Origin of the sequence: Siminovitchia fordii DSM 16014 = CIP 108821, assembly GCF_000374565.1 — a bacterium.
GTDB classification, from domain to species: domain Bacteria; phylum Bacillota; class Bacilli; order Bacillales; family Bacillaceae_C; genus Siminovitchia; species Siminovitchia fordii.
The window spans coordinates 19,954-32,882 of record NZ_KB894687.1 but is presented as its reverse complement, the minus strand read 5'-3'; the positions used below and the strand labels follow the sequence as shown (position 1 = coordinate 32,882).

At 36.6% G+C, this 12,929-nt stretch carries 16 protein-coding genes, 1 tRNA gene and 1 pseudogene; 12 read left to right on the top strand and 6 right to left on the bottom strand.

From position 1 onward, the window contains the following. Window positions 1-883: alpha-helical endospore appendage domain-containing protein (locus C509_RS23455; RefSeq protein ID WP_018706005.1), on the bottom strand; the 883-nt coding region annotated here is incomplete at its 3' end. A 306-nt stretch (window positions 884-1,189) separates the two neighbouring features. On the opposite strand from C509_RS23455, the gene C509_RS26930 reads away from it, so the two are divergent. The 10 genes from C509_RS26930 to C509_RS23445 all read left to right on the top strand — a co-directional run bounded on the left by C509_RS26930 (window position 1,190) and on the right by C509_RS23445 (window position 8,086). After that, a complete protein-coding gene (locus C509_RS26930; protein ID WP_018706004.1) occupies window positions 1,190-1,633 on the top strand; it encodes an alpha-helical endospore appendage domain-containing protein in 444 nt (147 codons plus the stop codon). A gap of 24 nt (window positions 1,634-1,657) precedes the next feature. Continuing rightward, window positions 1,658-2,107 (top strand): hypothetical protein, encoded by a 450-nt coding sequence (locus C509_RS0105945; RefSeq protein WP_018706003.1) that lies wholly within the window; start codon window positions 1,658-1,660, stop codon window positions 2,105-2,107. A gap of 535 nt (window positions 2,108-2,642) precedes the next feature. Next, entirely contained in the window at window positions 2,643-3,329 is a 687-nt protein-coding gene (locus C509_RS0105940; protein ID WP_245542440.1) for a polysaccharide deacetylase family protein, read from the top strand. 166 nt (window positions 3,330-3,495) lie between these two features. Beyond that, window positions 3,496-3,578: transfer RNA gene (locus tag C509_RS0105935), tRNA-Leu, on the top strand. A gap of 49 nt (window positions 3,579-3,627) precedes the next feature. Further along, window positions 3,628-3,786, top strand: a complete 159-nt coding sequence (locus C509_RS26010) for a hypothetical protein (RefSeq protein ID WP_018706001.1) — start codon at window positions 3,628-3,630, stop codon at window positions 3,784-3,786. Between the two features lie 345 nt (window positions 3,787-4,131). Beyond that, window positions 4,132-4,788, top strand: coding sequence for a DUF6241 domain-containing protein (locus tag C509_RS0105925; protein ID WP_018706000.1), 657 nt, complete (start codon window positions 4,132-4,134; stop codon window positions 4,786-4,788). A gap of 47 nt (window positions 4,789-4,835) precedes the next feature. Then, window positions 4,836-5,333 carry a hypothetical protein gene (locus C509_RS0105920; RefSeq protein WP_018705999.1) on the top strand — a complete coding sequence of 166 codons (498 nt, stop codon included), beginning with the start codon at window positions 4,836-4,838 and terminating at the stop codon, window positions 5,331-5,333. Window positions 5,334-5,688: 355 nt separating this feature from the next. Then, window positions 5,689-6,729, top strand: coding sequence for an acyltransferase family protein (locus C509_RS0105915; RefSeq protein WP_018705998.1), 1,041 nt, complete (start codon window positions 5,689-5,691; stop codon window positions 6,727-6,729). 659 nt (window positions 6,730-7,388) lie between these two features. Next, window positions 7,389-7,808: a MerR family transcriptional regulator gene (locus C509_RS0105910; protein WP_018705997.1), complete on the top strand. Its 420-nt coding sequence runs from the start codon at window positions 7,389-7,391 to the stop codon at window positions 7,806-7,808. An 11-nt stretch (window positions 7,809-7,819) separates the two neighbouring features. Further along, window positions 7,820-8,086, top strand: a complete 267-nt coding sequence (locus C509_RS23445) for a hypothetical protein (RefSeq protein WP_018705996.1) — start codon at window positions 7,820-7,822, stop codon at window positions 8,084-8,086. A 148-nt stretch (window positions 8,087-8,234) separates the two neighbouring features. Here C509_RS23445 and C509_RS0105900 read toward each other — a convergent pair whose 3' ends face one another. Further along, entirely contained in the window at window positions 8,235-8,663 is a 429-nt protein-coding gene (locus C509_RS0105900) for a helix-turn-helix domain-containing protein (RefSeq protein ID WP_245542439.1), read from the bottom strand. A 640-nt stretch (window positions 8,664-9,303) separates the two neighbouring features. On the opposite strand from C509_RS0105900, the gene C509_RS27185 reads away from it, so the two are divergent. Together C509_RS27185 and C509_RS0105895 are read left to right on the top strand one after the other, a co-directional pair. Next, entirely contained in the window at window positions 9,304-9,426 is a 123-nt protein-coding gene (locus tag C509_RS27185) for a hypothetical protein (RefSeq protein ID WP_281168056.1), read from the top strand. Further along, window positions 9,402-10,208, top strand: a complete 807-nt coding sequence (locus C509_RS0105895) for a helix-turn-helix domain-containing protein (protein ID WP_018705994.1) — start codon at window positions 9,402-9,404, stop codon at window positions 10,206-10,208. Before C509_RS27185 ends, C509_RS0105895 begins: the two co-directional genes overlap by 25 nt. Window positions 10,209-10,627: 419 nt before the next feature. On the opposite strand, the pseudogene C509_RS26925 reads toward C509_RS0105895, so the two are convergent. The 4 genes and pseudogenes from C509_RS26925 to C509_RS0105875 all read right to left on the bottom strand — a co-directional run. Further along, a pseudogene (locus tag C509_RS26925) lies at window positions 10,628-10,978 on the bottom strand (GyrI-like domain-containing protein); the annotation flags it as partial. 9 nt (window positions 10,979-10,987) lie between these two features. Then, window positions 10,988-11,563 carry a peptide deformylase gene (gene def, locus C509_RS0105885; RefSeq protein ID WP_018705992.1) on the bottom strand — a complete coding sequence of 192 codons (576 nt, stop codon included), beginning with the start codon at window positions 11,561-11,563 and terminating at the stop codon, window positions 10,988-10,990. Next, complete coding sequence (locus tag C509_RS0105880; protein ID WP_018705991.1) at window positions 11,556-11,747, bottom strand: helix-turn-helix transcriptional regulator; 192 nt, start codon at window positions 11,745-11,747, stop codon at window positions 11,556-11,558. The genes def and C509_RS0105880 overlap by 8 nt, the downstream gene beginning before the upstream one ends. A 266-nt stretch (window positions 11,748-12,013) precedes the next feature. Further along, window positions 12,014-12,925 (bottom strand): sensor histidine kinase, encoded by a 912-nt coding sequence (locus C509_RS0105875; RefSeq protein ID WP_018705990.1) that lies wholly within the window; start codon window positions 12,923-12,925, stop codon window positions 12,014-12,016. Window positions 12,926-12,929: the final 4 nt, after the last annotated feature.

Below are 12,929 nucleotides of genomic sequence, written 5' to 3'. Positions count from 1 at the left end.
CTCCCATTGGGCCGATCGGACCCTCTGGACCTGTTGCCCCAGCTGGACCCATTGCTCCTGTGGGGCCGATTGGACCGAGTGCTCCCGTTGCTCCTCTAGAACCAGCTGGACCTGTCGCTCCTATTGGGCCGATTGGGCCTGGCGCGCCTGTTATACCTGCTGAGCCTACTGCTCCTGTAGGACCGGGGGGGCCCGTCGCCCCTCGCGGACCAACTGGACCTGTCGCCCCCATCGGGCCGATCGGGCCTATGGATCCTGTTGGCCCTGCTGGGCCTACTGCTCCTGTGGGGCCGGGGGGGCCCGTCGCTCCTTGAGGACCAACTGGACCTGTCACTCCCATTTGGCCGATCGGGCCAGGGGCTCCTGTTGGCCCTGCTGGGCCTACTGCTCCTGTAGGTCCGATTGGACCCGTGGCTCCTGTTAGTCCTGCTGGACCTGTCGCTCCCATCGGGCCGATTGGGCCTGGCGCGCCTGTTGGCCCTGCTGGGCCTGCTTCTCCTGGTCCTCCTGTTGGGCCAGCAGGGCCCAGAGGACCCTCGGGGCCTGTAGCTCCTCGTGGACCAATTGGGCCAGTTGGGCCTCTCGGTCCCATTGGATCATCATTTCCGTTTGAAATTATATTTGCTACCTGTTTAAGTTTATTGTTAAGTAATATCTCTTTTTGTATAACAGTTGCAAGTGTATCCTGTACACTGTCATTAATATTGAGAACATCTTGAAGCGTAGAAGCAGTGGATAATCCAGGCAACATCCCCAATGCATACTGGATTTTTTCAGCTTCAGCGTTAATTATGTGTGCAAGCCCCATCTCTTCCATTGCAATCGAAGCTAAAAGTAAATTTAATGCTTCTTCTCTGCTGATTGGATTATCAGGTTGCGACATGTGACCCCCCCTTATAAATAGTGCTCCTATCCTATAAGTGCTAGCTTCTTACAATTTATTCACCCCATAAATAATCGTTTGTTACTAGCGCCTATAAAAATTAAATTGCTGATATTACCTTGAATTTTTCAAAACAATAATAAAAGGGAACACCCTGATAGGCACATACACAATTTTGTAACTGCTGAACCATTTAGGCATATTTTATAGAACAAAAGCCCTTATAAATAATACAAGTGCTTCAAGCAGCTTCAGTTCACTTTTACAATTCAATTAGGAGAAAAATAGTAAAAAGGGGAGTGGATCATGTCACTGCCAAATATCCCTGATATTAAGCCGGACATTTGTTTAGATAGATGTGAAGTAATTGATTTGCTTTTATCATCTATAGCTATGGAGGAAATTGGATTATCACATATATTAAATGCAGAGGCCGAAAAGCTGCAATATTTACTGGAAACTAAGTCAGATTGTTTACAAGACTTTTGGAAAATAAATGACAGCGTGATCAAAACACTCCGTACAATTGTAAAGTCACAAATACTTCTTCAATTTAAATTGGAGGATATCATAGCCCTTGATAGAGAAAGTGATTGCAGTAAGTACTATAGAGACAAAACAAACGAAAAAAGATGCAGGTGTAAAAATAATTGCTGTGAGAAACATATTCATCGTTGTAAAGAACACATGAAAACCACAGATAATCACTCCAAATGCTCCTGTATCAACAATAGAAATGAACACCTTTAGACTGAAAAAGGCAGGGAATAAACGATGTGTAACCATGATATTAACTGGGATTTTTTATTTTCCGCCAGTGAGGAAGAATTTCTGCGATCATTAGCCAGTTATATATCTTTCTTGGCTTCCTATCAACAGTATTTATCCTCTTACGAACATTCAACAAGTGAAATATTAGATAGTGAATCCCAAATAATTGCTTCCCTTCTATTAATAAAGAACTTACATGTTTGTTTATTAAACCGAAAAACACTCCTTTACGAAAAAAAAGGCGTCATTGAAGATGCCTTTTTTGAAAATAATGATATGGAACAATCTATGCAAAAGTTCCAACAGTCGCTAAGTAAATATATCCCCATAAAAAAGAATTACAAACAACGAGTCACAATGATTTTAAAGGAAATTTCCTCTCTTTATCTTCCTGATTCAATAATGGTAATTATTGATCGTTTTTCAAAGCCTAGCTTTATCTGGAAGCCCTGAATGGAAATATTAAAAACACCAAAGGTGCTACTGCTGACTGTCTTATTTTTTAAATAACACTTGAAATCATCATCATTATATGACCGAAACTTCTTACGATTGCGTTATGTTCCATTGCATTTTTTCCACCAATCTTCCAATCATATACGCTAAATACCCTGCCACTACTTTTGGTTATCGGGACTGACCCATCCATTTTTTCAAAACATTCCTATCACTTATCGAAACACTCTTTCATTCAACAGTACCTCTAGTTGGGCTAAAGTGTCTTCATATTCATCATAGAGCCTCTCTAAAAAAGGATGTGGTATGCCTTATTAGGATTACATACATCAGCTCCGGATTTATTCAGCTGGAATTTCTTATTCAAAAGGAAAGAATTTTTCCGATTATGAAAAGCAAGACATAATGACATGCATAATCTTTCTTGTTTTACAAATTCTACGCATATAAACCGAAATAGGAAAAGGATGAATCATTCAAAGTGAGAAATATCTGGCTAGTGCCCTGCTTTCTTCTTTTATCTTTTAGCTTTTTGTCCAGCTCTGTTCATTCAAAGACACTGACGGCAGGGCAGTCTTCATTGATTTTTAATAATAAATATGAAAGTACGCTGATCATGAAAGGTCCCGGAACAAAGCGCGAAATTGCTTTAACTTTCGATGATGCACCGGATGATATATTTACACCTAAAATTTTGGATATTTTAAAGGAAAAAAAAGTAAAGGCCACATTTTTCCTGGTTGGGTACCGGATAGAAAAATATCCTGACGTCGCCAAGCGCATTGTACGGGAAGGTCATGCAGTGGGGAATCACTCCTTTAATCATCCGAACTTTTTAGATATAAAAGACACCGATTTTCAAAAGCAGATTACCCGAACCGATGAATTAATCCGAGGTTTGATAGGATCTACACCTGCGATCGTTAGGCCGCCATATGGAAATATAAGCGACAAACAGATGGAATGGCTTGCAGGAAGCAAAAGAATTGTTGTGGCGTGGGACGTTGATTCCTTGGATTGGAAGGGATTAAATTCGGAAGAGGTAGTAACCAATATTCTCCCAAAAGTGAGTCCCGGATCCATCGTTTTACAGCATTCTGGAACCGGGGATGGAGGTGATTTATCGGGTACTGTCCACGCTCTGCCGACAGTAATCGATCAATTGCGAAGAGAAGGATTCAAACTGGTAACAGTCCAGGAGATGCTCAATATATCATAATGTTTTGCGAAACTCCTCAAGCTTACGCTATGAGGAGTTTTATTAGGTGGAAGATCCATTGGGTTTCGATCATTAACGGCTATTTTTAGACTTTGGGAAAATATTTTCAAAGACTGTCATACATATTTTTAAAAGTTATGGTATAATAACCGAGTAAGAATTTTAGGCCGTGGTGGCGGAAAGGCAGACGCGCTAGATTCAGGTTCTAGTGTCCGAGAGGGCGTGTGGGTTCGACTCCCACTCACGGCATACATTTATCAGTTATATCAAGGCTTCCACAAGATGCGGAGGTCTTTTTTTGTTGCCTAAATTAGCTAGATTCTTCAAGTCAGAAGTTAGTGGTAGGTGGATTTTTCAGGTACTAGAAAGGGATCTAAAGAAATTGGCAAAAAAATTAATTGATATGACTGTAAAATATTTAGAAGAACTTATCATTATTGGAAGATGGATTAGATAATCATTGAAAACTTTGCAGTAAAAGGATTACTGATTATTAATGAAGAAGCCAAAGCAGCTTGATCCAATGATTTACCCTTTATTTACCATTGACGCTACAATTGATCATTGATGATATTTTGCCTCATAACAAAATACAATCAATCAATTAGAAGCGATTAAAAATGTCTCAAGAAGCTGAAGGAATACAATAAGCGATGTTGATTAAAATGATTAGCATCGCTTACTTATTTCTCTGCTATTTCAATTGGAATTCTTCTCCTAAATGAACTGTCTTAAAATATTTTGATTTGTTATAATACCAATTTAGATGAACAATCATTACTTTTAATCGGAGGGACATTTCATGAATAAAAAAAATTTGCTAGCAGGTCTTAGCTTTGCATTAGTAATTGGAGGCATATTTGCATGTTCACCTTCTGATAATAAAATAGACGAAAGTGAAAAAGACAAAAGTCATGATGAAGTGGAAACAGAAGTAAAAAATGAGGAAGAGGCGGCGCCAAAACCTGAACCTTCTCCTGTCGTTGAGGAATATTCTTTATCAGAAGAAGAAAGAAATCAAGCTGCCAAAGAAATGGGAGAAGAAGAATTTAAAGAGGAACTCGCTAAAGATGATTTCAAAGATGAATACTGGATTGCTAGCAGTATAATGTCTATGTCATTGCAGAAAATAGAACTTATGGAAAATGAGAACTTCGAAATAAAAGGGACCAAAGTTCGTTATCGACCTCAGATTACAAAGCAAAATATTGCTTTTCTTAAAGAAAAAGCTGAATCAATTGAATCCGATCCTGTCCTAGAAAAGATTCTAAATAAATGGAGCCAAGGAAACTTTGATGCTGTTGACAAGGATTTTATAGAAGCGAGAAACATTCTAACTGGCCAAGATAAACATGATGGATTCGGAGTAAGTAAAAGATCTTTTGAAAGAGAAAAAGAGTATATTAAACATTTTTATGGGGATGAAGGTTTGAAAATACACAAAGAACAGTGGGGATAAGTCGTCTAAAGTAATTGAATAATATGGAACGTGAGGAGGAACATTCATTGAAAAAGTTATTAATTGTAGGACTGTCAGTCATTTTCATTACTTCTATATTGGTTGGATGGGCAGGAACTACAATTGAACTGCCTTTCGAAGACGATCCATATTACGAAAAAATTGATACTGAAAAAATTATTTATAATGCAGGTGATGAAGACCTAACATCCAATGGTACTCTTTCAGATGGAATTCATGCTGCTTCAATGACTTTGCATTATACAATTAAAGATGCTTCTAATGTTTCTGAAATTATCAGAGGTATAGATGTCATCAAAGAATACTCCGAAGGAGCTCTTCAACTAGCGAAAGAAAAGAATGCATCACAGTCTATTGTTGAAAAGTTAAAAGAAGCTAACGAATTAATTCAAGAAGCTTCTTTAGAAAAAGATTTTAGTAGGTTTGAAGAAGCAAATAAGATCTTACTAAAGCTTGACTTAAACTTCAATGGCTATGGGATTTTGACTGATTCTCAATTTGAAGAAATAAAGAATAACGATTGAGGATAAGCCTTTCTTTGGTTTTTGAAGTGGCTGAAATGGTAAGAAAGAGAATGGATTGTCAGGTATAACCCTGTTGTAATCTAACCTCAGGTGAGGACGTGCAAATAGTCTAGGGGCTTATTTTCAATTTCTCTGAAAAAAGCCAGAGTGGATCGTTCTTGGAACAGCCTGCAGCGTTCTCTTTCATAGCTTTATTTATTCAAAGACTGATCTTAAACTCCAACTACATTCGCCACAGAATATGATAGAGAAAAAATTACTTCAATATAATTCCACCACTGCCAAAAGCCCCATATTGAAGAAGACTCAATAGTGAATTATAGTATGGTACTGTCCAAATTTTTGGAGGTGCCATATGATTAAAGAATGGAATTTATTGCGGACACTAGCCTGTTTAAGTATAGTCTTTCTCCATAGTACAACACAGATGTCAAAAGTGATAGACCATCCGCAAATTGACTTCTATTACTATGGCAGAATCTTTTTATGCATGGCAACACCCGCTTTTATAGTTTTGTCCATTGTGATTTTAGCTAATCGTTATCCAAATCGGCTTCCATCCGACTTTTGGGGAAAACGTGTGAACTATATATTTATTCCTTTTTTATTCTTTGCTGTAATTGATGCGTTTGTTACCAAGTATTTGGATCATAATGTCGTCATTGAGGAAAAAATTACAGAAAATATACTGACAGGAAATTTTGTCGGGTGGTTCATTCTTGTCATTTTTCAGTTTTACGCTCTTCATTATTTAGTCACCAAATTGAAGATGTCAATGAAATGGATGTTGCCGCTCAGCCTCATTTTAATGTTCTGTTATTTATTTGCGATAAATGAGAAGATCATTAAGATTGATAGTATTTCACAAGTTCTGAGACTCCCTTTCCTTGCGTGGTTTGGATACTTTACAGTTGCATACGTAATCGGGAAGTATTATAAAAAACTTTCAGCAGTACTCTTATCATACCGTTGGCTTACTTTAGGATTTTTTGTGCTTTCCGCCGCTTTCGTGTATTTTTCATACGAATCCGGTCTTGTAACAGGGACTCATTCCAGAAGAATGGACTTGTTTCCACTGGTCATTTCTTTCTGCTTAACGGTATTCGCATGGGGACAAAAAATACCAGCAAGTAAGATCATCAATCAAATTAGCAATTATTCGTTTGGGATTTATTTATTGCACTGGCAATTCCAACGGCTTCTCGCTCCACATTTAGGTGGTATGTTTTCAAGCTACTTTGCCAATGTCTTATTATTGTTTACCGTTTCGCTGGCGGCTTCCATTTTAACAATCAAATTAATTTCCTATTTGCCATTCAGCTCTTTCATTGTTGGGAAGGTAAAGAAGGTCAAAAAAGAATCAGTCCACTCCGAGCTTAAGGAACAAACTGCTTGAAAACAACTGCTTAAATTGTCCCTGTCACAGGCAGTGGAAAACCCAAATGGTAACAGCGGCTTTAGCCACATATGACAAAGGCTAAAGCCGTTTAATTTTCAGGTACATATTTTATGGCCTGTACACACCCCGTGTCTATTACTCTTCAACGCGATACGGAGCTTTTTCTATTATTTGCTTTACACATTTTTTAACATGCTCAGACCTTAAATCTATAGTAAAAGCCACAATTTATAACTGAGTATCAACGGAGGAAAAATCTTTATATATTGTTCTTGCAAACCCTAATGTTTTCCCTAACTTTGCTAAAAACATATATTAAAACATAATTGATCTGCTTACTTCCCCAAGTGCCTAACTTATCATATCTTGAAGTAATTCATCCATCTGAAAGACCCTAAATTTCAATTGAATATATAAATTAATTTGCCTATTCAAAACGCTATTTCCCATTTTAACAAGAATTAAATATTTTTAAGAACCGTTATGGACTAAACATGTCAAATTTTCAGTGATAAGATCAGCTTAATTAAGGTTTTTTCATGATTGTTTGAAAATGCTCATTGTTCCCTTTCAATAAGACATTTCAAAAATCAAAAAAACTATTGACCCTTAACCAAGGTACAGGGTTCATAATATACACAATGGGAGGGCAGAAGATGACACGATTAACTATTGGTGAATTAGCAAAGCAATCCAATGTTAACATTGCAACAGTTAGATATTATGAAAAAAGAGGTTTAATAGCAAAACCTCCTCGAACTGAATCTGGATATCGGATGTTTTCTCACAATGCCGTTACGGAGATCAAAATGGTAAAACATGCACAAGAGCTGGGGTTTACACTTGAAGAAATTAAAAAAATTTTATCCATTTATAGAGTAGAAGATTACTTTCCAACAAAGGAATTGTATCAAATTTCCAAGGAAAAAATAATTGAAATTGATGAAAAAGTAGCCCAGTTAAAAAATCTCAAATCGCTATTAGAGAATGCTATGAAAAATACAGCTTCAGAACTGCCAGATCCCAAAGAGTCATGTCCATTGTTAAAAAAACTATCAGATAGGAGGAATGAGTAATAGCTAAAAAGGTGGAAATTTTCACAGCTGATACTTATTTATGTGATGACCTTGTGAATCGAGTAAAAAGTGTTGTCTGTAAAAGATGTGAAGTAAATGTTTACAATTTAAATAAGCACTTCGTTACTGAGAAAGAAGAAGAGAAAGCTAAAAGTTATGATATTCAATTGATTCCGGCCATCGTCGTCGATGGAGAGCTGCAAGATATGGGTAAGTTGGGGCAATTATTATTTGATAATAAAGTGAATAATAGCCTAGGACCCATAAAGAGGAAATAATTTAGGTCATCTTCCTCCTGATGACAGAGATTTAATTTATATAAAAAAAGCCCGGTAAGCACCGGGCCTGTTGTTAGTTAATATGTATTTTTGGCCACATCAATTTAATTGATGCTCCATTATGTCGACTTAAAGCCTATGGGAGGTTTTATTTATGCACATAATCCTTACCTTCTTTTTTATTTTTCAGGAGGATTTCTTTGATTTTTGCTTTATCCCTCTCGTCCAAGTTTTTAAATTCTCTTATCAAATCCATGAAAACAAGTTTATCTTCAATACCGATCCCCTCAAAATCGACCTTCAGTGTTTTTTGTGATTCTAGAGCAGCTTGCCTTAATTCAGCCAGCTCCGAAGGACCTAATAAGTAGGAAGCAGCAATCTTTTCAATCCATTCTTCAGGAATATTTCTTTTTCCATTTTCAACAGCTGATAAATAAGAAGACGCAACTCCTATTTTATTAGCCATATCCTTTAAAAGGTCTCCATTATCAATTCTTAGTTTTCTACAAAGTTTTCCAAATGACGTTATCAAGATGTGGTTCTCCTTTATGACTATTAAATTGTTTACCTTATTCATGCTTCCTTTTTATTCAATGGCTTTTACTCCTTATCAATATCAAAAAAAGTAAATCCATTCACCAAATGAATGGGAAAGCAGAAAACATGAAAGGAGGGATATCATCATTTTTTGTTAACCCCTCAACTTTTCAGGTGTAGGTAATTGATTGTTTAGATGCTACATCTTTCTAGATTAATGTGTATTCTTTCCATTTAACTGACAGTACAAGTAATGTGGCCTATATACGTTATAAGATTTTTCTTTTGCAACTTGCATTCTCCTTTTAATTCTCTTTTTTTAGGCGTATTGATTAACAATAGCTGTTAAATAAGATCATACAGTACTTAAATATACAATTTCTTTCTACACCCTTTTGAGCAGCTTAATCGAATAAATAAATTAGCGGGCACCGGTACTAAGTACGAGTCAACTAGCAAGTCAAATTCAGTTAAGCTTCATCATAGACCCCCTGGTCAATTTCGTACCAACTCTCAGTTAGTTGAGATTTTACACTTTAGAGAGGGTTCTTTTCTTCCCGAATAGTCCACCTCGCCTTTAATTTTTTCTGCTTTCAATGTAAAATTAACTTTACTTAAACCTTTTTCCTTCAAACAAACTTTTTAAAGTGATCGATAAAGGGGCTTCATACATATCTATTTTGAATTCACAAAAAATTTACGAGAATCGATATAAAAAGAATATTGTTATCTATGTAGAGACAATGGTCGTTGCTACATGGATGGGAGGTATAGAAATATGGATGGTCAATATGATGCCATAGATGAGGTAATCAAATATATTCACCAAAATATTCATGAACCGCTCACACTTTCCAGGCTTTCTAACTACGTCGCTTATAGTCCTTACCATTTCTCACGCCTTTTTAAAGAAAGAGTAGGTCTTTCCCCACATTACTATATCTCTTCTATCCGATTGGAAAAGGCAAAGGACATGTTGCTTCATACGAATCTAAGTGTTCGAGATATCGGGATGGAGATTGGCCAACAAAGTTTGGGGACCTTCACTACTCGATTTACGCAGCGTGTAGGTATATCACCATCTCAATTCCGAAGATCAACAATTGTTGCAGATGAACATTTCCATTCTTTGAAGAAACTAAATAATTGGGCAGACTCCCATTCGGTAGATTATCATTTTAACAAAGTCGAAGGTACCGTTAAGGCAGACGCTCCTTTTCAAGGTATCATTCTTATCGGTTTATTTCATAAACCGATACCTGAGGGCCTACCACTATATGGAACATTACTGTCATCATTGGGCAACTTTTGTTTTAAAGATGTTAAGCCCGGTACTTATTATTTAATGGCTACTGCTATTTCTTGGGAAATGCAAGCGACCGATATTTTACTCCCGTATACTACCCTGCGTGCAAGAGCGGAATCCCCTGTTTTGGTTTCGTCTGATTCTTATATGTTTCATCTGGATCTTACACTCCGTCATCCACGTTTGGGAGATCCACCAATTTTAATTTCTCTCCCACTGTTAATGCACAAATTTCTCAATCAAGTTTTTTTAGAATTCACAAATTCAGGAGAAAAATAGCAACCGATAAGAAATGTCGTTGATTCTTCATGCTAGAATACAGTTTATAAAAACAAAGCAGATGGCAACTTGTCGAAAAATGGGGAACTTTTCCAAAAGGTCAGTGAGGCGTTCAAAAAAGTTTAAAGGTGGCCAAGAGGTCATGCCGCTTCAAGAATCATTCTGGAGTCCATCCTATGGACAAGTGACGGATAAGTTTGGTGTGACTTGGCAAATTTCTACAGAGATCAGCGAAGAGAGCTGACCGGCGATTTGATCTAAAAATGCACTAAACATAACTCCAAAGCTTTTGTTCGGAACAAAAGAAATTAGCTGTGGAATAATAAGGAGAATCCCTCTTTACGTTCCACAGCTAGAACCTTAAGCATTTTATGAAAAACTCTCTCTACCTTTATATCAGACTTACTTTTTTTTGGTAATCATATTTCGCTTTTAAAAGTAGGTAAAACTAAATCCTTGTGTTCATTCCATAATATTCCTGGTCCCTCAGCTTGTTCATAGTTCACAGAAGAAAACCATTCCGAATAAATTCGTTCCCACAAATATTGTAATGTATCAGGAAATGATCCTACAGCCTCGAATACTTCTCATGTGGAGGCAGGGACTTCAAGAGATTCCAAATAATCAGGGTACGATCTCGTGGATGCTGTTCCAATATAGTGATCTAGGTTTCCTCTTTCCTCCACCTTTCCTTCTAAAAAGTTCGTAGATGCACTAATCAATCCCAAATGCTCAATATTCGAAGGTTTTTTTAGTTGTCCAATGGTTTTCTATGAACTTCAATATAGACTTTTACTGTTTTCTGGCAGTTTAAATGGATTTTCTTTATTGATACGATCATAGAACATAATTCCATTCAAATGATCTATTTCATGTTGAACAACAATTGAAGGATATCCGCTCAGTTTTATAATGACCTCTTCTCCCGCTAAGTTAAATCCTTTTACTTTTACACGCTCATACCTTGAGACATATCCTTTGATATCACGATCGACGGAAAGGCAGCCTTCGCCCTGGGGTAAATAAATCATGGATACAGAATGACTGATTATTTTTGGATTAATAAACGTGTATTCATGTTCTTTATCTTTCTCATCCGTTAAATAAGCTACAAACATACGCTTATTCAAACCAACCTGGTTTGCTGATAAGCCTACTCCAGGACGTAATTTATATTTGTTTGCCAGTTTGGCATCTTGACTGTTTTTTAAGAAGTTCATCATGCAAATTAATGTTTCTTTGTCTTCTTCAGATGGCGGTACCGTTACCTCTTCTGTCGCTTGATTTAAAATTGGGTTCCCTTCCTTGACAATATCCTTCATTGTCATGAAATAATCCGAATGAAATTTACTCATAAATAAACAACTCATCTACCTTTACTTTTAATATTTTTGATAATTTAAACGCCAGTTCCAGCGTAGGGTCATATTTATCATTCTCGATACAATTTATCGTTTGTCTAACTACCCCACACTCCCGAGCAAGTTGCTCCTGTGTTATCCCCAGTTTCTTGCGAAGTACTTTAATTTTATTCTTCAATAATATCACCCGCGTCAAAAGTATTGGACATTATTATTCTAACAACCTGAATAGGTATGTCAATAACTTTGGACATTGATGTTCTTTACAAGTATTTGTCAGCACATTTTCCACAAGATGTTATAAAACATTAAGCCTAATGGACAAACATCAGAACTCTTAGTTAGGTAAGTGATTGAATATATTTAAAATAAAGAAAAAAGACTGACTCCTGTTATTGGAGCAGCCTGTCTCATGAACGTTTTGAGGAGATTTCGTTCATTCTTCTAGGAATGTTGAGTTAAAATTTTCCACTCACATTTCATTAACAATTGTTCCTCTTTCAATTCTGCGGAGAGACTTCCGTTCATTTTTTCCATTAAACTTTTGGCAATAGATAATCCTAGGCCAGTTCCTTTTCCTTTTCTTGCTTGATCCGCCTTATAAAAGCGATCAAACAAATGTATAAGATCTTCCTTCTTTAAATGTGAAGCCGAGTTACTAACCGATAGCGCAACAAATGAAAAGCCCCTTTCCAGAGTGATTGTTACATTACCAGTTGTGTGTTTTATCGCGTTTGTAATCAAATTTTCAATGACCCGCTTCACGGCTGAAGAATTGCCCTTAATCCAAATGGCAACTTCCGGAATGTTGATAGTCGGCTCAATATGCCTATTTTTGAATTCTTCATAAAAGCCTACCAATACCTCCAGAACCAAATCATTCAATTGAATTGCCTCTAACTTTAACGAGTAGTCTTCAGATTCGATAACAGATAACTCAAAAAAGTCTTCGAGTAAAACTTTTAATCTTAATGCACCATTTTTCACAACTGAAATATACTCTTCTCTCCTCTCGGGAGTTACCTCATCTACTTCTAGAAATTGAATATACCCCAATATGGAAGTCATAGGGGTCCGAATATCATGAGAAATATTTGAAATAGCCTGCTTTAATTCATTTTCTGTCCGTCTTTTTTGCGCATTGGCTTGTTTCGTTTCATCTATCTGATTATTAATCTCTTTTGCTAATTTTTCCAAATCCTTATCAAAAAAAGCAAGATTGATTTTCTTATCTGTTTTGTGTTGATGTCTAGCCTTTAACTGTTTTGTGACGCTTCGCATTTCCTTTTTTAATAAAATAAAACGGATGAGAAAAAAAATTGCTATGATAACTGAAACGATTGTTACATACTTCATTTTC